The organism is Jatrophihabitans cynanchi (genome assembly GCF_027247405.1).
Lineage (GTDB): Bacteria > Actinomycetota > Actinomycetes > Mycobacteriales > Jatrophihabitantaceae > Jatrophihabitans_B > Jatrophihabitans_B cynanchi.
Genome location: NZ_CP097463.1, coordinates 3,385,463 through 3,405,362, shown reverse-complemented (window position 1 = coordinate 3,405,362; position 19,900 = coordinate 3,385,463). Strand labels below are relative to the sequence as shown.

17 protein-coding genes are annotated in these 19,900 nt (G+C 73.4%); 6 read left to right on the top strand and 11 right to left on the bottom strand.

The features are described 5' to 3' along the window. Positions 1–14: 14 nt before the first annotated feature. On the bottom strand, positions 15–305 hold the full coding sequence (locus M6B22_RS16555) for a WXG100 family type VII secretion target (RefSeq protein WP_269442673.1): 291 nt from the start codon (positions 303–305) through the stop codon (positions 15–17). A gap of 160 nt (positions 306–465) precedes the next feature. On the opposite strand from M6B22_RS16555, the gene M6B22_RS16550 reads away from it, so the two are divergent. Then, complete coding sequence (locus M6B22_RS16550; protein ID WP_269442672.1) at positions 466–4,434, top strand: FtsK/SpoIIIE domain-containing protein; 3,969 nt, start codon at positions 466–468, stop codon at positions 4,432–4,434. 18 nt (positions 4,435–4,452) lie between these two features. Here M6B22_RS16550 and pruA read toward each other — a convergent pair whose 3' ends face one another. The 5 genes from pruA to M6B22_RS16525 form a co-directional block, all read right to left on the bottom strand. Then, positions 4,453–6,081: an L-glutamate gamma-semialdehyde dehydrogenase gene (gene pruA / locus M6B22_RS16545; protein WP_269442671.1), complete on the bottom strand. Its 1,629-nt coding sequence runs from the start codon at positions 6,079–6,081 to the stop codon at positions 4,453–4,455. Positions 6,082–6,119: 38 nt separating this feature from the next. Then, on the bottom strand, positions 6,120–6,617 hold the full coding sequence (locus tag M6B22_RS16540) for a DUF6912 family protein (protein ID WP_269442670.1): 498 nt from the start codon (positions 6,615–6,617) through the stop codon (positions 6,120–6,122). Continuing rightward, positions 6,614–7,681, bottom strand: coding sequence for a patatin-like phospholipase family protein (locus tag M6B22_RS16535; protein ID WP_269442669.1), 1,068 nt, complete (start codon positions 7,679–7,681; stop codon positions 6,614–6,616). Before M6B22_RS16535 ends, M6B22_RS16540 begins: the two co-directional genes overlap by 4 nt. A gap of 67 nt (positions 7,682–7,748) precedes the next feature. Next, positions 7,749–9,059 carry an AAA family ATPase gene (locus M6B22_RS16530; protein WP_269442668.1) on the bottom strand — a complete coding sequence of 437 codons (1,311 nt, stop codon included), beginning with the start codon at positions 9,057–9,059 and terminating at the stop codon, positions 7,749–7,751. Then, positions 9,056–9,730, bottom strand: a complete 675-nt coding sequence (locus tag M6B22_RS16525; RefSeq protein ID WP_269442667.1) for an SAF domain-containing protein — start codon at positions 9,728–9,730, stop codon at positions 9,056–9,058. The genes M6B22_RS16530 and M6B22_RS16525 overlap by 4 nt, the downstream gene beginning before the upstream one ends. 101 nt (positions 9,731–9,831) lie before the next feature. Between M6B22_RS16525 and M6B22_RS16520 the strand changes: the two genes are divergently transcribed. Then, on the top strand, positions 9,832–10,068 hold the full coding sequence (locus M6B22_RS16520) for a helix-turn-helix domain-containing protein (protein WP_269442666.1): 237 nt from the start codon (positions 9,832–9,834) through the stop codon (positions 10,066–10,068). A 38-nt stretch (positions 10,069–10,106) separates the two neighbouring features. Here M6B22_RS16520 and M6B22_RS16515 read toward each other — a convergent pair whose 3' ends face one another. Next, a complete protein-coding gene (locus M6B22_RS16515) occupies positions 10,107–10,691 on the bottom strand; it encodes a hypothetical protein (RefSeq protein WP_269442665.1) in 585 nt (194 codons plus the stop codon). A gap of 123 nt (positions 10,692–10,814) precedes the next feature. On the opposite strand from M6B22_RS16515, the gene nicT reads away from it, so the two are divergent. The 3 genes from nicT to M6B22_RS16500 all read left to right on the top strand — a co-directional run bounded on the left by nicT (position 10,815) and on the right by M6B22_RS16500 (position 13,529). After that, positions 10,815–11,975, top strand: a complete 1,161-nt coding sequence (gene nicT, locus M6B22_RS16510) for a Nickel transporter NicT (protein WP_269442664.1) — start codon at positions 10,815–10,817, stop codon at positions 11,973–11,975. A 223-nt stretch (positions 11,976–12,198) separates the two neighbouring features. Beyond that, positions 12,199–13,011, top strand: a complete 813-nt coding sequence (locus M6B22_RS16505; RefSeq protein ID WP_269442663.1) for a LysM peptidoglycan-binding domain-containing protein — start codon at positions 12,199–12,201, stop codon at positions 13,009–13,011. After that, positions 13,011–13,529 (top strand): Rv3235 family protein, encoded by a 519-nt coding sequence (locus M6B22_RS16500; RefSeq protein ID WP_269442662.1) that lies wholly within the window; start codon positions 13,011–13,013, stop codon positions 13,527–13,529. The genes M6B22_RS16505 and M6B22_RS16500 overlap by 1 nt, the downstream gene beginning before the upstream one ends. Here the strand turns inward: M6B22_RS16500 and secA are convergent, their stop codons facing one another. Then, on the bottom strand, positions 13,530–16,382 hold the full coding sequence (gene secA, locus M6B22_RS16495; protein ID WP_269442661.1) for a preprotein translocase subunit SecA: 2,853 nt from the start codon (positions 16,380–16,382) through the stop codon (positions 13,530–13,532). A gap of 37 nt (positions 16,383–16,419) precedes the next feature. Here secA and M6B22_RS16490 point away from each other — a divergent pair, with 37 nt between their 5' ends. After that, on the top strand, positions 16,420–17,559 hold the full coding sequence (locus tag M6B22_RS16490) for a GNAT family N-acetyltransferase (protein ID WP_269442660.1): 1,140 nt from the start codon (positions 16,420–16,422) through the stop codon (positions 17,557–17,559). 9 nt (positions 17,560–17,568) lie between these two features. Here M6B22_RS16490 and hpf read toward each other — a convergent pair whose 3' ends face one another. From hpf to M6B22_RS16475, 3 genes are all read right to left on the bottom strand, one after another. Next, entirely contained in the window at positions 17,569–18,156 is a 588-nt protein-coding gene (gene hpf, locus M6B22_RS16485) for a ribosome hibernation-promoting factor, HPF/YfiA family (RefSeq protein ID WP_407935726.1), read from the bottom strand. A 134-nt stretch (positions 18,157–18,290) separates the two neighbouring features. After that, positions 18,291–18,941 (bottom strand): ComF family protein, encoded by a 651-nt coding sequence (locus M6B22_RS16480; RefSeq protein ID WP_269442658.1) that lies wholly within the window; start codon positions 18,939–18,941, stop codon positions 18,291–18,293. Between the two features lie 117 nt (positions 18,942–19,058). After that, positions 19,059–19,826, bottom strand: coding sequence for a hypothetical protein (locus M6B22_RS16475; RefSeq protein WP_269442657.1), 768 nt, complete (start codon positions 19,824–19,826; stop codon positions 19,059–19,061). Positions 19,827–19,900 lie beyond the last annotated feature (74 nt).

The following is a 19,900-nucleotide window of genomic DNA, read 5'->3' as shown; positions in this document are numbered from 1 at the left end:
CCGCGACGGCGGCGTCAGCGGAACGACGCCGCGATCTGTTGCTCGACCTCGGCGTAGGCCGCGCCGGCGTGGGCGAGCAGCTGCCCGATGCCGTCGAGCGCGTCGGACATGCCGCGCGCGTGCTGGTCGAACTGCTCGTACAGTGCGGCGAACTGTGCTGCCGCGGTACCCGACCACTCGGCGCCGAACAGCGGCGACAGCTGGCCCTTGAGGCCTTGGTGCTGGCCGCGCACCTCGGCCGACACCCGGCTGACAGCAGTGCCCAGTGCGGCGAGCTGGCTCGGCGTGACCTTCAGTCCTGGCATGGCTCCTCCTGACAGCGGACCTGGCGATGTGAGCGGACGCTACGGGTTGCCGGTGTCGGCCCGCCGCCGGTGCAGCCTCCCCTGTGGATAACCGGCACCTCGTCCACAGGGCGCGGCGGGCGGGCCGATCCTGTCGCAGCCGGGGACGACCGTGGCCGGCATGCGTATCGACGTCACCATCCGCGACCGGGACGGCACCGAGCACGACGCCGCGATCCCGGCGGGCGCGTGCTCGGGAGCGCGCACCGGGGCGGTCGTGAGCGGCGGCCTGGTCGTTCCACCCGCTCCCGTCGTGACCGGCCAGTACCGGCTGGAGGTCGTCGGTGGCCCGGACGCCGGCCGCGCGATCGCGCTCGGTCCGGGCCCGGCGCGCATCGGCCGCCACCGTGACAGCACGCTGGTCCTGGCCGATCCGGACGTCTCCCGCCGGCACGCCGAGGTGTGGGTCGGGACGGCGGGGCCGCAGGTGCGCGAGCTGGGCTCGGCCAACGGCAGCTGGATCGAGGGTGAGCCGGTCACCGGGCGGCCGGTCGCGCTCGCTCCGGGGCGGTACCTGCGCCTCGGCGACACGGTGCTGTGCGTGCGCCGCGGCACCGATCGGCCGGCCCTGACGCGTGACGCGCCGGACGGTGCCGTGCTGCTGAACCGGCCGCCGGTTCCCGCCGCGCGGGCGCCGGAGGTCGAGATCACGCTCCCCGCCCCGCCGTGCGAGCCGGCGCCGCAGCACCTGCCGTGGCTTGCTGCGCTCATCCCCGCCGCGGCAGGAGCGGGGTTGGCGCTCGCATTCCACTCGATCCAGTTCCTGCTGTTCACGGCGCTGTCGCCGGTGGCCCTGCTCGCGACCGCTCTCGGCGATCGGTGGCACCGGCGTCGCACCCGCCGCAAGAATCTCGCCACGCACCGGCAAGGCACGGGCGAGGCCGTCCGGCGACTGGCGGCCGCGCTGGACGCCGAAACGACCACGCGGCGAGCGCGCGACCCTGATCCGGCCGCCGTGCTCGCGATCGCCACGCTGCCCGGCGCGCGGCTGTGGGCTCGGCCGGGCGAGGACGCCGTGCGGCTGCGTGTGGGGCTCGGCCGGCAAGAGGCACACACCCGGGTGCGCGACGGCCCGGTGACCCGCCCGGCCGGCACCGTCGAGCTGGTGCCGATCGTGATCGGCCTGTCCGACGGCCCGATCGGCATCGCGGCGCCCGCGCCGATCGCGGCCGGCATCGCCCGATGCCTGGTGGGTCAGTTGTGCGCGCACCATCCACCGGCCCAGCTGCGGCTCGCCCTGTTGCTGTCGCCGGCGAGCGAGCCGGGCTGGCGCTGGGCACGGTGGCTGCCGCATCTCGGCGGCCGGGTGGCGACGGCGCCGGGCGAGCACGCGGCCCTCGTCGCCGAGCTTGCCCGGGCGGCGGCGCAGCCTGGCCGTCTGGTGCTCGTTGTGGACCGCCACGGCGTGCTCGCCGATACCCCCGGCCTGCCGGACCTGCTGGCCGCCGGCACGACCAGCGCGCTGTGCGTCGACGAGCGGGAGGCCGCGCTGCCCGCGGTCTGTACGAGCGTGCTCGCGGCGACCGGCGAGAGTGGCAACCGGGCTGTGCTGCGGACCGGTGTGACGCGCTGCGAGGTCATCGCCGACCGGGTCGGTCCGGACTGGGCCGACCGCCTCGCCCGGGCACTGGCCCCGCTGCGCGACAGCGGCTCGCGGCCGGACGCGGCCGTGCCGGAGCGTTGCCGGCTGCTGCCGCTGCTGGGCGAGGAGCTGGATCGGGACAGGTGCGTGACGCGGTGGGCGGCCGACACCGGTGGCCTGGACACCGTGCTCGGCCTCGGCGCAGCCGGTCCCTGCGTGGTCGACCTCGCCCGCGACGGCCCGCACGCGCTGGTGGCGGGAACGACCGGATCGGGCAAGTCCGAGGTGCTCCGTGCGCTGGTCGCCGGCCTGGCGATCCGGCACAGCCCGGATGCGGTCACCTTCGTGCTGATCGACTACAAGGGCGGCGCCGCGTTCGCCGAGTGCGCCCGGCTGCCGCACACGGTCGGTGTCGTCACCGACCTCGACCCGCACCTCGCCCGGCGCGCGTTGCGCTCCCTGACGGCCGAGCTGACCCGGCGCGAGCGGCTACTGGCCGCAGTCGCCGCGCGCGACCTCGAGGAGTACCGGGCGGCCGGCGCCGCTGCGCCGTTGCCGCGGCTGGTCATCGTCGTGGACGAGTTCGCCGAACTGGCCGGTGAGCTGGCCGAGTTCGTCACCGGGCTGGTGGGGATCGCCCGCCGCGGTCGCTCCCTGGGCGTGCACCTGGTGCTCGCCACACAGCGTCCCGGCGGGTCGATCTCGGCAGAGATCCGCACGAACACCGCGCTGCGGATCTGCCTGCGGGTGAGCGACCCGGGCGAGTCGCGTGACGTGATCGGCACCGACGACGCAGCTGCGATCACCCCACGTACGCCGGGCCGGGCCTACCTGCAGCTAGCCGGCGGCGCACCGGTACCCGTGCAGGTCGCGCACCTCGGCGGCGACCCCTACGCCGGAGTCCCGTCCGTGCCGCTCGATCACTGGCGTCGGCCGGCGCCGGCGCCCGCGCACGCCGACGACAGCGGCGGCAACGACCTGCCTGCGGTGGTGGCGGCGCTGCGCGCGGCGGCCATGCGGGCCGGCATCGCCGAACCACACGCCCCGTGGCTGCCGCCGCTTCCCGAGAGGGTCAAGGCGGCCGACCTCACCGGCGGTACCGAGACACAGGTGCCGCTCGGGCTGCTGGATCTGCCCACCCAGCAGTGCCGGCGGGCACTGTTCGCGGACCTGTCCGCGCCGCAGTCGTTGCTCATCGCCGGCGCTCCGCGCACCGGCCGCACGTCCGCGCTGCTCACCCTTGCTGTCGGCGCGGCGGCGCAGCTGCCGCCGGATCGCCTGCAGCTCTACGCCATCGACTTCGCCGGCGGCGGGCTCGGAGCGCTCGGCATGCTGCCGCACACCGGTTCGCTCGTCGGCCCGGACGCCACCACCGCCGCGTTGCTGGTGCGCCGGCTGCGCACCGAAGCCGGCCGGCGGCGCGAGGCACCGGGGCCGCCGCCACCGGTGCTGCTGCTGCTGGACGGGTGGGAGGAGTTCAGCGCGGCGGTCGACGAACTGGACGCGGGCGGCACCACCGACGCGCTGCTCGAACTGCTGCGTGCCGGGCCCAGCGCGGGGTTCAGCACCGCGATCGCCGGCGGCCCCGGCACGTTCGCGCCACGGCTGGCCGGCCAGGTGGGCGTGCGCCTGCTGTTGCCGCTGAGCGACCGCAACGACGCCGCCCTCGCCGGCGTCGCACCCGCCCAGCTGCCCACCCGCGCGTGCCCCGGCCGGGCGGTGCGGGTGGGCGACGCGGCCGAGCTCCAGCTGGCGCACCTCGGCGCGGCGCCGACGGAAGCCGAGCAGCAGCGCGCGATCGCGCGGGCACGCACGCGCTGGCGCGACAGCCCGCGCGCGACCGGGGCCGTGCGGGTGCGTCCGCTGCCGCCGCAGGTCGAGTTGGACGCGCTGCCCGCACGCGCAGGTCGGGTGCTGCTGGGCGTGGGCGGCGATGCGGCCGCGCCCGTCGCGGTCGACCTGTTCGCCGGGCAGGCCCGGCTGCTGGTGGCCGGGCCGCCGCGCTCCGGGCGCTCGACCGTGCTGCGCCTGCTGTTGCTGCAACTGCTCGCCCTGGACGTGCCGATGCTGGTGGCCGCCCCGGCGCGCTCACCGCTCACGGCGCTGGCGATCGAACGGGACGTCCCGGTGCTGCGGCCCGGCGAGCAGCCGCCGGACCGGCCGGCCCCGCGGGCCGTACTGGTCGATGACAGCGCCGCCTTCCTGGACGCGGCCGCGGGCGAGGCGCTGACGACCTTGGTGCGCGACGGCCCGGCCGGTCTCGCCGCGGTCGCCGCCGGGGACAGCAGCGAGCTGGCGATCACGTTCCGGGGTGTGGGCGCCGAGGTGCGGCGCAGCCGGTGCGCCGTGCTGCTGGCACCCGGCCCGGCCGACGGGGAGCTGGCCGGTGTGCGGCTGCCCCGCCGGCGCGGCGACGCTCCGCCCGGGCGGGGCGTCCTGGTCGGCGACCCCGCGTGGGGTCCCGGGTTCGGCGCCGGCCCGATCCCGATCCAGGTGGCGCTGCCGTGAGACCGCCGTGAGCGGCGCTCAGCCCATGTGCGGGTACCTGTGGTCGGTGGCCGGGACGAACGTCTCCTTGATCGAGCGCGGCGACACCCAGCGCAGCAGGTTCAGCATCGAGCCGGCCTTGTCGTTCGTGCCCGAGGCGCGGGCCCCGCCGAACGGCTGCTGCCCGACGACCGCGCCGGTCGGCTTGTCGTTGACGTAGAAGTTCCCGGCCGCGAAGCGCAGCACGTGCGCGGCCTCCAGAACGGCGGCACGGTCGCGCGCGAACACCGCGCCGGTGAGCGCGTACCGCGACGCCGACTCCAGCTGCACCAGGGTGTCGCTCCACGCCGAGTCCTCGTACACGTGCACGGCGAGCACCGGGCCGAAGTACTCGGTCGCGAACGCGTCGTGCGTCGGGTCCTCGAGCTGGACGACGGTGGGTCGCACGAACCAGCCGTCACGGTCCTCGCTGGTGCCACCGGCGAGGATCCGGGCACCGCTGTCGGCCTTGAGCCGTTCCTGCACGCCGGCCAGCCGGGTGAACGCGCGCAGGTCGATCACGGCCGCGCCGAAGTTGTCGAAGTCGACGACGTCGCCGTAGCTGAGCGATTCGGTGACCGCGGCGAGCTCGTCGCGCACCCGCGACTCCCACAGCGAGCGCGGCAGGTACGCGCGCGAGGCCGCCGAGCACTTCTGTCCCTGGTACTCGAAGGCCCCGCGCACGAGGGCGGTCACCAGCGCGGCCGGGTCGGCCGAGGGGTGCGCCACGACGAAGTCCTTGCCGCCGGTCTCGCCGACCACCCGGGGGTAGCCGGCGTAGCGGCCGATGTTCGCCCCGACCGCCGACCAGAGGCGCTGGAAGGTCGCGGTCGAGCCGGTGAAGTGGATGCCGGCCAGCGCGGGGTGCGGCACCGCCACCTCGCTCACCGCCGCACCGTCACCGGTGATCATGTTGAGCACGCCCGGCGGCAGCCCGGCCGCCTCGAACAGGCGCATCGTGTGGTGCGCCGCGAGCTGCTGGGTCGGCGACGGCTTCCACACCACGACGTTGCCGAGCAGCGCAGGCGCCGACGGCAGGTTGCCGGCGATCGCGGTGAAGTTGAACGGGGTGATCGCCAGGACGAACCCCTCCAGCGGCCGGTGGTCCGTGCGGTTCCACACCCCGGTCGAGCTCTGCGGCTGCTCCTGCAGGATCGTCCGGGCGAAGTGCACGTTGAAGCGCAGGAAGTCGGCCAGCTCGCAGACGGAGTCGATCTCGGCCTGCTGCACGGTCTTGGACTGGCCGAGCATGGTGGCCGCGTTCAGCCGGGCCCGCCACGGCCCGGACAGCAGGTCGGCGGCCCGCAGGAAGATCGCGGCGCGCTCGTCGAACGGCAGCTCCCGCCAGGCCGGCGCGGCGGTGAGCGCCGCGCCGATCGCCGCCTCCACGTCGGCACCGGTCGCCTGCGCTGTCTCGCCGAGCAGCAGCTCGTGCCGGTGCGGCGCGCGCACCGGCACGCGGTCACCCGCGGCCATCCGCTGCGTGCCGCCGATCGTCATCGTCAGCTCGACCGGACCGGCCGCCTGCGCGGCGAGTTCGGCGGCCAGGCGGGACCGCTCGGGGCTGCCCGCGGCGTAGTCGAGCACCGGCTCGTTGACCGGTACCGGTGGGCGGGTGACGGCATCCATGACCCGATCGTGCCACGCGGCCGCACCGGGGCTCACGGTCAGAACGAGGCGAGCAGCTGCTCGAGCTCCTGGGGGGCGTACCACGACAGCTCGAAGCCGTCGGCGTCGTCGACCTTCTCCTGCGCGCCCTCGTCGCCGAGGTCCGCGGCGGTGATCGCCCCCGCGGCGGCGGTCACGGCGGGCTCGGCGTCCGCGTCGTCGACGTGGACGGACGCCACCTGCGCCGCGATCACGGGCGCGGCCAGCCGCACCACGCCGCGGTCCAGGTCGTCACGCACCTCGACCTGGTCCTCGGCGGCGTCCAGTGCCACGACCACGCGCCGCCACGCTGCCGTCGCGTCGGCGTCGATCAGCCGCAGCGACGCGCGGGCCGCCTCGCTCAACGCGGCGTACTCCAGTGCCTCCACGTCATCATCGTGGTACCACTCGCGAAGGCCCGGGGTGACGGCGAACGCGGTCAGCGGCGCCGGGCCGAGCTCGCCGTCGTCCAGCAGCGCCCGCAAGCCGGCCGAGGTGGCCGGCAGGTAGATCCTCACGCGCTGCCTCCGGATACGTGCCGGCCGCTGCCGTCCCCGGTACTGCTGCCCGCGCTCTGGCCGGCGGAGATCCGCTGCCTGCGCAGCTGCTCGGCAGCGGTGCGGCGGGCGGTCTCCAGCACGTCGCGGCGCGGTGCCGCGTTCATCAGGTTCAGGCCCATCACGGCGAGGTCCTCCGGTTGCGGCTCGACCACGCGCACCCGCACGCCGCGCGCGCGCAGGGCGGTTGCATCGCGAGCGATGGTGCGCGCGATGGTGCGGCGCACCGCCCGCTCGATGCGCTGCACCACGGTGCGCGGCCGGTCGGTGCCGGCGCCGCCCATCGGCGCCAGGACGAACACCTCGTCCACCGCGGTGCCGATCAGCAGGTCCAACGAGGCGTTCGAGGCCACGCCACCGTCGACGTAGGGCACGGAGTCGATCACCGTCGGCGGGTACCAGCCCGGAATCGAGCTGGACGCGGTCACCGCGTCGGCGAGCCGCGCGCGCCGGACCGCCCGCGCCGAACCGTCCCGTCGCGGGGCGAAGTCGTCCCTGCCGAAGACCACCCGGGAACCGGTCGAGTAGTCGACGGTGACGATCCACGGCCGGGGCCGCTCCGGCCAGCGATCGGCGTATCCGGTGTCCGCGCAGACCTCGGCGAGCAGGGCGTGCACCGGCTCCAGCGTGCCGGCACCCTCGGGCAGCAGGCCGGACAACGCCACCAGGGGCGCCATCCGCCGCGGGTGGCGCAGCCCGTCCAGGGCCAGCCGCGGCGCCCCGGGGCGCAGTCTCGGTCGCGGCGGCAGCGAGGCGCCGGTGCCGTCGTAGGCGTACGGGATCACCGGGTCGTCCGGCGTCGGGATGCCCTGGTGGTGCCGGCACAGCTCCTCGACGGAGATCCCGCAGCCGAGCAGCCCGGCGACCACCGCGCCGGCCGAGGTGCCGACCGTGAGGTCCACGTCGCGGGCATCGAAGCCGGCGAACTCCTGGACAGCGGCGAGCGCGCCGAGCGTCCACGCGAACCCGAGCACGCCGCCACCGCCGAGCACGATCGCTCGCCTGGGCGTTGCCTCCGGACTCACGGCAGGCTCCTCTCGGCACTGACGGGTGTGGGCGTCCATTGTCACAGACGGCACCGGGCGGGACGGGTCAGCGCCACGGCAGAAGGTGCGACCGGCGAGGGCCGGAACGGGCCGGGACACCGGTCAACGCCGCCGCGAGATCGCGCACCGCCCGGCGCAACGGTGCCGTCGGCCGTGCCTCGCCGAGCGTGCGGCCGGTCGCGAGCGCGGCGTCCATCGAGGATTGGTCCAGGGGCAGCAGCGCACTCGGCGTGCAGCCGGCGAAGCGCTGCAACGCGCCGGACAGCTCGGCGCGCACGTCGCCGGGCACGACGCCCGGCCGCACCCTGTTCAGCACCACCCACACGGCACCGGGCAGGTCCAGCTCGCGCAGGTCCGCCAGGGCGCGCACCAGCCGCTGCATCCCGATCGGATCGGCCGAGCCGACCACCATCAGCACGTCGGCGGCCGCGAGCGCGGCCAACGTCGCCCCGTTGCGCCGCGGGGCGATGGTGTCGAAGGACAGCTCCTCGTCCGCTTCGAGGTTGAAGCCGCAGTCGAGCACGGTGAAGTCGGCCATGCCGCGCGCCACGGTCAGGGCCGACTCGATCGCGGCCGGGCGCAGCTCGGGCCAGCGCGCGGCGAGCGGGACGCCGGTCAGCACGCGCAGCCCGGGCGTGAGCTGCCAGCACAGCGCGGCGAGGGCGTCGGCATCCAGCCGGGTCGCCGCCGCCTGCCGGCACGCGGCGGCGAGCCCGGGCGAGTCGTCCAGCAGCCCGAGCGTCGCGGCAACGGTCGCGCCGTACACGTCGGCGTCGATCAGCAGCGCGGCCAGCCCGAGCCGGCCGATCTCGTCGGCGAGCGTGACGGCGAGCGTGGTCCGCCCGGGTGCACCGGTCGGCCCCCATACCGCCACCAGCGTGCCGCGGCGGGTCGGGGCGGTCGGCTCCGGTGCGCTCGCCCCGGGCGGGACCGCCATCGACGTCATGGGGTCACCGAACAGGCGCGCCGAGCGGCCGGGCGCCTCCGGCTGGGTGCGCGCCCGGACCGCGTCCAGCAGCACCGCGGCCACCACCGCGGGCTCGGCGTCGTCGGGCACCAGGGCGTCGATCCCGAGCGCCCGCATCCGTTCCTCGGTCGCCGGGTCGCCGCGCGGCACGACTGCGACGGGCGCGACGTCGGCCGCGAGCAGGCGATCGACCGCGTCCGCGTCCAAGCGGCGCAGCGAGCAGGCGACGAGGGCCGCGCGCGCCTGTCCGGTCGCGGCGACCGAGAGCAGGTCGACCACGTCGACGCAGCGGCGCGCGATGCTCACCCCGAACTCGCCGCCGTCGAGCGCGGCAACCAGGCTCGTCTCCCACGCCTGCCCGCCCGCGGCGGTGAGCACGGGCAGCTTCACGACGGCTGCGCCGCGCAGGCGCTCAGGCTCGGCAGCGCGTCGTTGGCGCCGTCGTGGCGTGCCCCGGTCAGGATGCCGGCCCGGATCGCGGCGTCCTGGAGCGCAAGGGCGGCGATCACCCGGTCGGCCAGCGCGGCCGGGACGCTGAGCACGATGTCCTGCCCGGTCGCCGAGCCGATCGTGCCGGCGCTCTCGTGCGCGTCCTGCACGGTGACGTCGGCGAGCAGGACCAGCGACGGGCACAGTTTGGTCGAGAGCCACAGCTGCACGCGTTGGCCGGGATGCAGGGCCGGCGCACGACCCGGCGCGATCGGCACGCTGACCGTGGTGAGGGCCGGTGCCTCCGACAATGCGGCGGCCGGCACCAGCTCGCCCCTGGCCAGCGCGCGGTTCAGCCGGCGCCCCACCGCGTCGGCACTGTGCCCGACGTAGACGCCGCTGCCGTGGTCGGGCAGCCGTACCTGCACCAGCTGCAGGTCGGCCGCCCGCAGCGTCGTGCCGGCCGCGACGTCATGGGTGAGGGCGGGCATCCGGTACGTCGCGTGGGCTCCGGAGACGATCTTCGCGCCGATCAGCACCGAGCCCAGCACCAGCACGATTCCCGCGGCGAGCCGCAGGTCGAACCAGCGTGGCGTCTGTACTCGTTTCGGGGTCGGTGACGAGACGCTCACGCCGGACATAGTGCCGGACAATCGCATACCAGGCGATAGCAGCCCCTCGGGCGCTGTGGACAGCCGGCTCCGGACGGCCTGCCGGATGCCAGACTGGTGCCATGGCCGCCGACCGCTTCCTGACGCTCGCCGACGTCGCCGAGGTGCTCAACATCTCCGCCTCGCAGACGTATGCGCTGGTGCGCAGCGGCGAGCTGGTCGCGATCAAGATCGGCGGCCGCGGCCAGTGGCGGGTCGAGCGCGAGCAGTTGGAGCAGTACATCGCGCGGATGTACGACCAGACGCGTGCGTTCGTCAGCGCCCACCCGTTCGTCGAGGGTCAGGACGAGCACGCCTGACAGCGCGCGTGCTCGGTACGGCCCAATTCGCCGAGCGGCTAGTTCGCCGAGCGGCGCACCGACACCAGCGCGGTCATCGGCACCACCAGCACGTCGCGCACCGCGGCAACCCGGCGTGCCTCCCCCGGCGGGTGCACCGCGACCTCGACGAAGTCCGCCCCGACCCGGTCGATCGTCGCCGCCAGCGCCGTCGCGTCCGCCAGCCGCACCGAGACCGGCGAGCGGTCGCGCGCGATCCGCCGCAGCACGAACCACAGCCGCAACCGCGACGAGACGACGTCCATGCTGTTCGGCACCGCCGACTGCCGGCCCAGACCGCTGATCCCGGTGACCGCGGCCAGGCACACCAGCAGTTCGCGGTCGCCGTCCTGCTCGAGCAGCACCCAATCCGGTCCGACGCGAGCCAGCGTGCCGGCGCAAACCAGCCCGTCGACGGTGCGCAGCCGCAGCACCGTCCCGACCGCGGGGCGCAGCCGGTCGACGACGGTCAACTCACCCACCTCGGCGCGCACCCGGTCCTGCACCTCGGCGGCCCGCTCGGCGATCTCCAGCGCCTCCGCCTGCGCCTCCAGGTCGGCGAACACGGCGTCCCAACGCACCGGATCTGTCGAGGACGGACGCACCGGACCTCCCGGGGACGAAGCGGACGGATCGGGTCACTCTAACCGGCGGCCGGCTGGCTTGTTGCAATACGTTTGCAATAAGCTGTCGGACGGATCGAGATCACTCCACGGAGGGAAGCAGGCATGGCCGAGAGCGCGGTCGCCGCACCCGGCGAACGAGCGCAGTCCGGCCTGGACCGGTTTCGCGCCAGCCTGAACCAGCAGGACTGGACGTCGCTGGCCGGGATGGCCGGCTTCATCGTGTTCCTGCACGTGCTCGGCTTCGGGCTGTTGTTCGGGCTCGTCGTCCCGAAGCACTACAACCTGGGCGGCGACCACCCGGTGTTCAGCGTGGGCGTCGGCATCCTGGCCTACACCTTCGGCCTGCGGCACGCGTTCGACGCCGACCACATCGCCGCGGTCGACAACACCACCCGCAAGCTGATGGCCGACAACGTCGAGCGCGACGGCGGCCGCAAGCCGCTGTCGGTCGGCTTCTGGTTCTCCCTCGGCCACTCGACGATCGTCTTCCTGCTCGCCCTGCTGCTGTCGATCGGCGTGAAGGCACTCGCCGGGCCGGTCGAGCAGCAGGACTCCAGCCTGCACTCGGTCACCGGCGTGATCGGCGCCTCGGTGTCCGGGACGTTCCTGTGGATCCTCGGCATCCTGAACCTGATCGTGCTCGCGGGCATCCTCAAGGTGTTCCGCGAGATGCGGGCCGGGCGTTACGACGAGCAGGAGCTCGAGGAGCACCTGAACAAGCGCGGCTTCATGAACCGGTTCCTCGGCGGGCTGACCAGGTCGGTGCGCAAGGCCTGGCACATCTACCCGGTCGGCGTGCTGTTCGGGCTCGGCTTCGACACCGCCACCGAGATCGGCCTGCTCGTGCTGGCCGGCGGCGCGGCGGCCTTCAACCTGCCGTTCTACGTGATCTTGGTGTTACCGATCCTGTTCGCAGCCGGGATGTGCCTGGCCGACACCGTCGACGGCGTGTTCATGAACGCCGCGTACGGCTGGGCCTTCGCCAAGCCGGTGCGCAAGGTCTTCTACAACATCACGATCACCTCGATCTCCGTCGCGGTCGCGCTCGTGATCGGCACCGTCGAACTTGTCGGGGTGCTCGCCGAGCAGGCGAACATCACCTCCGGCCCGATCGCCGCGATCGCCGGCATCCCGCTGGACTACGCCGGCTACGCGATCGTGGCCCTGTTCGTGCTCGCCTGGTTCGTCGCGCTGCTGGTGTGGCGCTACGGCCGGATCGAGGAGAAGTGGACGGCCGGGCTCGCCGCGGCCGACACCGACTGACCCCGCGCCCTGACCCCGCGCCGGCCGTATCCGACGGCCACACAACTCCGCGCCGATCCGCCAAGCTCACCCCCGCCTCCGCCGGTGCAGTACCTCATGAAGCCGACCGCGAAGTCCCAAGCGGAACAGGCGATCGACTGGGCCGATGTCCGTATTGACAGGTTCACGGTGATACGCGTATGACTTCATCTGCACGCTAACGCAAGCAAATGGAGGTATCCGCATGCGAGTCGCCTCTCGTGCCGCGCTTCTGCTGGCCGCGGACATCGCCCTGCTGACCGTGCTCTGGCCGGACTGGGCCGCGCTCGTGGGTGACCTCGACGCACCCGCCGACTGGGCCCAGCAAGCCGGGATCGACGGCGCGGCAGCGACCCTGGCGGCAGCCGCACTGTGGCTGACCGCCGCGTGGCTCGGCGCGGGCCTGGCGGCCGCGGCGCTGGCCGGCGCACCCGGGGCTGCCGGCCGGGTCGCCGATCACCTGGCCCGCGCCGTGCTGCCGCGTGCGCTGTACCGCGCCGCGGCAGGAGCGGTCGGGCTCGGCGTCCTGCTGGCGCCGGTGGCCGCGGGAGCACACGCCCCGGCCCGGCACCTGCCGCTGCCGGCCCCCACCGCACCGACCGCCGCTGCGGCGGGCGACACATCGACCGACGGCGGAGTGCTGCCGGCCCCGGTCCTGCCGTCCTCGCCGTCGGCACACCCGCCGTCGGCACACCCGCCGTCGGCGCACCCGCCGTCGGCACAGCCGCCGTCGGCACACCCGCCGTCCCGGCGGTCGCAGCCGCCGTCCCCGCCCGCGGCCGGCACAGCGCTGCGGGTCCTGGTCCGTCCCGGCGACTCGCTGTGGCGCATCGCGGCGCAACACCTGCCGAGGGACGCCTCGCCGGCCCGGATCGCCCGCACCTGGCCGCGCTGGTACGCCGCCAATCGGGCGGTGATCGGCACCGACCCGAACCGCATCATGCCCGGCCAGCAGCTGCAGGCCCCGACAACCCCGGCAACCCCGACGACACCGACCGCGACGACGCAGGAGCCCTGATGACCGCCACCCTCACCCGGGGCCGCCCGGCGCGCAGCTCCGCGATCCGTCCCGCGCCGCGCCGCGAACCGCCGTTCGACGACGAGGTCCAGGGCGTGCAGCTGCACGCGGTCGGCCGCTACGACCGTCCGCTGCCGTTCGGCGAGCCGGACCGCGATGCGGTCCTGCCACCGGTGCCGTTGCCGTGCACGCTGCCGGACCCGGCCGGCTGGGGACGGCGGCTGCTGATCGGCATCATCGAGACGGCCGGGGGGCGTCGGCCGCTGCAGCAACTGTCCGCGCTGCTGAGCCCGTCGGTGGCGCTCGGGCTGGGCGCCGACCTCGAGCGGGCGAACCGGCTGCGCGCCCCGCACTGGACGCACGCCGCCACGGTGCGGACCGTGCACGCCAGCTCCCCGAGCGAGGGCGTCGCCGAACTCAGCGCGACGCTGCAGGCCGGCCCGCGCGTGCGCGCGATCGCACTGCGCCTGGAGGCTCGCCACGGCCGCTGGCGCTGCACGCGGCTGCAGCTGGGCTGACTACCTCTTGCCCTTGCCCTTGGTGGCGCGGTTGCCGCGGTTGCCGCGGTTGGGATTGGCGCGTGCCTGCTGCCGCTTCGCGGTCTTGGACGCCGGGTTCGCCGCCTCACCGCCACTGCGCTTGACCGACGGGCCCTCAGAGCCGAGCTCGGGTGCGCTGTAGATCATCGGCTGTTCGGTCTTGCCGCGGTCCAGACCCTTGGCCGAGATCTGCGGCGCCTTGCCGTTCGCCTCGGCGCCGTGCGAATCGTGCGCGTCCTGCGCCGCCTTGAGCAGTGAGACGTCCAGCTGCGGCGCGCCGCCTCCGTCCTCGCCCGCTTCGCCGGCAGCGACCGCGACCGGCTCGGCAACCTGGGTGTCCTCGACCTCGACCTCGAGGTTGAACAGGAAGCCGACCGACTCCTCCTTGATGCCGTCCATCATCGCGGCGAACATGTCGAAGCCCTCGCGCTGGTACTCCACCAGCGGGTCGCGCTGGGCCATCGCGCGCAGCCCGATGCCCTCCTGCAGGTAGTCCATCTCGTACAGGTGCTCGCGCCACTTGCGATCGAGCACCGACAGCAGCACGCGCCGCTCCAGCTCGCGCAGCACCTCCGCGCCCAGGTCCTCCTCGCGGGCGTCGTAGGCGGCGCGCGCGTCGGCGAGGATCTCCTCGATCAGGTACTCCCGGGTCAGGTCGGACTTCTCGCCGCCCGCCTGCGCGATCGCCTCCTCGATGGTCAGCGCGATCGGGTACAGCGTGCGCAGCGCGGTCCACAGCTGCTCGAGGTCCCACTCCTCGGCATACCCCGCGGCGGTGGCGCCCTCGACGTAGCCGCGCACGACGTCGTCGATCATCGGCCGGATCTGGTCGGACAGGTCGGCGCCCTCGAGCACCTTGCGGCGCTCCTCGTAGATCACGGTGCGCTGCTTGTTCATGACCTCGTCGTACTTGAGGACGTTCTTGCGGATCTCGAAGTTCTGCTGCTCGACCTGGGTCTGCGCCGACTGGATCGCCTTGGACACCGGACGCGCCTCGATCGGGACGTCCTCGGGCAGGCGCAGGAAGTTCATCATCTGCTGCACGCGCTCGCCGTTGAAGCGGATCATCAGGTCGTCGCCGAGCGAGAGGTAGAACCGGGACTCGCCCGGGTCGCCCTGACGCCCGGAGCGGCCGCGCAACTGGTTGTCGATACGCCGGGACTCGTGCCGCTCGGTGCCGAGCACGTACAGCCCGCCGAGCTCGACGACCTCGTCGTGCTCCTTCTCCGTCTCCGACGTCGCCCGCTCGAGCTCCGCCGCCCAGGCGGCCTCGTACTCCTCCGGCGTGTCGGCCGGGCTGAGGCCACGTTCGCGCAGCGCGGCGTCGGCCGCGAACTCGGGGTTGCCGCCGAGCATGATGTCGGTACCGCGGCCGGCCATGTTCGTCGCGATCGTGACCGCGCCCTTGCGGCCGGCGTTGGCGATGATCGCCGCCTCACGCGCGTGCTGCTTGGCGTTCAGCACCTCGTGCGGGATCCCCTTGCGCAGCAGCAGCGACGCCAGCCGCTCGGACTTCGCGACGCTGGCGGTGCCCACCAGCACCGGCTGGCCGTTCTCGTGCCGCTCGCTGATGTCGTCGATGACGGCCGCGAACTTGGCGTCCTCGGTCTTGTAGATGAAGTCGGTCTTGTCCTGGCGGATCATCGGCTTGTTGGTCGGGATCGGCACCACACCCAGCTTGTAGGTCTGGTGCAGCTCGGCCGCCTCGGTCTGCGCGGTACCGGTCATCCCGGCGAGCTTCTCGTACAGCCGGAAGTAGTTCTGCAAGGTGATCGTGGCGAGCGTCTGGTTCTCCTGCTGGATCTGCACGCCCTCCTTGGCCTCGATCGCCTGGTGCATGCCCTCGTTGTAGCGCCGGCCGTGCAGCACGCGGCCGGTGAACTCGTCGACGATCAGCACCTCGCCGTCGGTGACGATGTAGTCCTTGTCCCGCTTGTACAGCTCCTTGGCCTTGAGCGAGTTGTTCAGGTACCCGACGAGCGGCGTGTTCGCGGCTTCGTACAGGTTGTCGATGCCCAGCTGATCCTCGACGAACGCCACGCCGGCCTCGGTGACCGCGACGGTGCGCTTGCCCTCCTCGACCTCGTAGTGCTCGTCACGGCGCAGCCGCGGCGCGATCCGGGCGAACTCCAGGTACCAGCGCTGGTTCTCCTCGGCCGGCCCACTGATGATCAGCGGGGTGCGGGCCTCGTCGATCAGGATGGAGTCGACCTCGTCGACCACGGCGAAGTGGTGCCCGCGCTGCACCAGGTCATCCAGCGACCAGGCCATGTTGTCGCGCAGGTAGTCGAAGCCGAACTCGTTGTTCGTGCCGTACGTGATGTCGCAGCGGTAGGCCTCGCGGCGCTTCTCCGGCGGCAGGTCGTTGAGGATCTTGCCGACGGACAGGCCCAGGAACCGGTGCACGCGGCCCATCCAGTCGGCGTCGCGGCTGGCGAGGTAGTCGTTGGTGGTGACCAGGTGCACGCCCTCGCCGGCGAGCGCGTTCAGGTAGACCGGCAGCGTCGAGACGAGGGTCTTGCCCTCACCGGTCTTCATCTCGGCGATGTTGCCCAGGTGCAGCGCCGCGCCGCCCATCAGCTGCACCTTGTAGTGGAACTGGCCGAGGGTGCGCCGCGCGGCCTCGCGCACGACGGCGAAGGCCTCCGGCAGCAGGTCGTCCAGGGTCTCGCCGTCGCCGAGACGCTCCTTGAACGTGTCGGTGAGCGCGCGCAGCTCCGCGTCGGTCAGTTCGACGTAGTCGTCCTCGAGGGTCTCGATGTGATCGGCGATCGTCGACAGACGCCGGACAGTCTTGCCCTCACCGGCACGCAGAAGCTTGGCTAGAACCACGGCGGCCATGGTACGTGGTCTGGCAGGCTGTGCGGCCGTGGGAACCTTCGAGGGCGAAGAACTGGACGATCTCGTGCTCACCGGCCCCCGGCTGATCCTGCGGCCGTGGCGCCCGGCCGACGCAGGCCGGGTGCACGAGATCATGCAGGACCGCGCGATGCACGAGTTCCTGGCCGTGCCGGACCCCTACCTGCCCGAGGTCGCGACGCGGTTCGTCACCGAACTGGGCGACGAAGGCCGCCGCGACGGCACCGGCATCGGCAGCGCGGTCGTCGAGTCCTCCTCCGGGCGGGTCGTCGGGTCGGCGGCGCTGCGGCTCACCGGCGAGCAGGACGTCGGCTACTGGATCGCCCCGGACGCGCAGGGCAACGGCTACGCGGCCGAGGCGGTCCGGGTGCTGGCCGGCTGGGCGTTCGCGCACGGCCTTCGCCGGGTGCAGCTGATGTGCGACGTGCGCAACCTCGCCTCGGCGCGGACGGCGCTGGCGGCGGGCTTCGGCTACGAGGGGGCGCTGCGCGACCGGCTGCAACGCCCGCTCGACGGCGCCGCCGAACCGCGGACCAGCGATCTGGCCTGGTTCGCCCGGCTGGCGACCGACCCGGGCGCCCCGGTGCCGCCCGCGTTTGCGCGACTGCCCCCCGGTGGGCTGACCGACGGGGTGCTCACGCTGCGCGAGCTGCGTCCGGACGACGGCGCCGGGTTCCTCGAGCAGGAGTGTGACCCGCAGACGGTGGCGAGCGGGTTCACCGGCCGCGCTCCGGCGCCGGACGCGGTGCGCCGGATGGCCGACCGGGCCGGGCTGGACTGGCTCGTCGGCCAGGTCGCGGCGTTCACGATGCTGGACGCAGCGAGCGGGCGGTTCGCCGGCTCGCTGCGGCTGCGGCAGGCCGGACCGCCCGGCGTGGGCGGGATCGGGTACGCGGTGCATCCGTCCTTGCGCGGGCGCGGCTACACGGCCCGGGCGCTGCGCCTGCTGGTGCCCTGGGCGTTCGAGCAGGCCGGGTTCGCCCGCCTCGAACTCGGCGCCAAGGCCGACAACGTCGGCTCGCAGAAGGCCGCCCTGGCCGCCGGCTTCGAGCCCGACGGCGTCCGTGCCGCCCGGCTGCGCTACCCCGACGGCAGCTACGCCGACGAGGTCCGCTTCGCCGTGCTGAATCCGCGCATCGCGCGGCGTTGATCAGCCAGCTCAGTCCGTGAGGCGGATCAGGCCGTAGTCGTAGGCGTGCCTGCGGTAGACGACGCTGGGGCGGCCGCTGTCGGCGTCGGCGAACAGGTAGAAGTCGTGCCCGACCAGCTCCATCTCGAACAGCGCTTGGTCCACGGTCATCGGCTTGGCCGGGTGTTCCTTCTCGCGCACGATGCGCCCCGGGCCCTCGTTGTCGCTCTCTGCCTGCGCCGCGTCCGGCTCGGCGAGCAGGCTCTGCGCGTCGGCGGCGACCGCGGCGATCGAAGCCGGGTTGCGGCGGCCGTGGTGCACGCGGCGCCGGTCGGCGGCCTGGCTCAGCCGCCGCTCCAGCCGCTCGGTCGCCAGGTCCAGGGCTTTGTAGAAGTCCTCGGCGCAGGCCTCGCTGCGGACCACCGGACCCCGGGTACGGCAGGTGATCTCGACATGCTGGCAGCGCCCGGTCTGCCGTGGGTTCTTCTCGTGGTTCAGTTCGACGTCGACGCGGATGATCTTCTGGTCATACCGTTCCAGCTTGTTCAGCTTGTCAGCGACGTGCTGACGATAGTGGTCGGGAACAACGACGTTGCGGCCGCGCACGACAATTTCCATGCGTCCCACGGCAGTTTCCATGCGACCTCCACCACGCTTCGGCGGTGTACTCGATCGCGATGGGTACTTCAGGCCCGGTGCGGGTCGGGTACACCTAGTCGGTCAGGTCATTCTCACGGTAGCCCGCCGGGCGCCTACCTGCCAGCGGAACCGGCGCGGCGCGGCGTGGCGGCCACCGCGGCCCCGCCCAAGATCGTCCAGCCGGCCTCGCGCAGCGCCCGGGCAGCCTCGTGCAAGGTGGCGCCGGTGGTCACGATGTCGTCGACGATCACGGCGCGACCGGAGCCGAGCGGGCCGGTGGCCCGCATCGCACCGGCCAGATTGGCCGCCCGCTCGTCCCGGTGCAGCCCGGCGGAGTCGCGCACCCGCCGCGCCAGCGACAACGCGGGCACGAGCGGCGTCGCCGTCCGGCGCGCGGCGTGCCGGGCGAGCCGCAGCACGTGGTCGCCACCGCGTTCCCGGGCCGCCCGCGGCGACGACGGCACCGGCACGAGAACGGGGGCGGCGGCGGTGTCCGAGGCGGCGAGCGCGGCCACGGCGCTCGCCAGCGCGGCGCCGAGCGGGCCGGCCAGCTCGCGCCGGTCGCGTTCCTTGTAGCGCACGATCGCACGCCGCAGCCCGCCGTCGTACCGCCCGGCGGCGAGCACCGGAAGCACCGCGGACGGGACGGGCACCGGTCCGGCCCCGGGCAGGCAGCCGGCGCACAGCAGCGTGCCCGGCCGCCCGCAGCCGGCACACTCGCGCGGCAGCACGAGGTCGACCAGGGACACCAGCAGACCGGTCATGCCGATCAGGCTGCCGGACCGGCGATGACCCGACGGGGCACGCACGCCGGCGTGTGGACGACGGTCCTGTCGTCCACAGGCCGGAGCGGACCCGTTACGCGGCGGCCCGCGGGCGGTTCACGAGGACGGCGGCAGCTGTCCGGTCAGCTTGACGTTGAACTTCGACAGGGTCATCTGGCCGTTCTCTTTGATAACTGCTTTGTGCACGGCGGTCGTGAACCGGAAATCACCTGGCATGCCTTTGACGCGATAGAGCCACGGAATGTTCCAGGTGAAGGTCCCAGCGCTCCAGTTCTTGCCCACGCTGGTCATCACGTTGTCCACCGAGTTCTCCCGGTTCTTTTTCGCCCCTCCATAGTTAGGCGTCCACGCGCCCTTCACCGGGTGAATCACCGCGTAGTCATCGGCAAGCTCGGCCAGCGACACCTCGGCCTGCGCGAAGTAGCCCTTTCCCTCGTAGGGCGCGGCGCCCTCGCGCGTCTCGACCCACTTGAACGACACGTCGAATGGCTCGATCTGGGAGTAGCCCTTGAACCCGAGCCCGCGTTTCACCGCGTACTCCTGGTGCAGGAAGGTCACTCCGGATGGGGCGACCACTTCGAACCGCTTTGTCGCATAGACGGTCTTCGGGTCCTTCTTGTCAAGAAGTGCGAGCACGACCGGGCCACCCTTGTTTCCGCAGGTGACCAGCGCCGAACCGGTCAGCTTTCCCGCCTTCAGCTTGGCCGGACCGCTCTTGACGACCCACTCGACAGCGGTTGCCGGCTTGACCGGAGGCGTTTCTTTCACGTCCAGTTCGATCTGCTCGCCGACGCCGAACCGCACATGGCTGCGGCCGCCGAAGTTGTCGACCGGCGTCATGGTCACGCTGAACTTCGGCGGCATTCTCTACCCCTCAGAGACATAAAGGTCATATCCCGGAGGAATAGGGCCCAACTTCGCCGCGGGAGCCCGCAGTC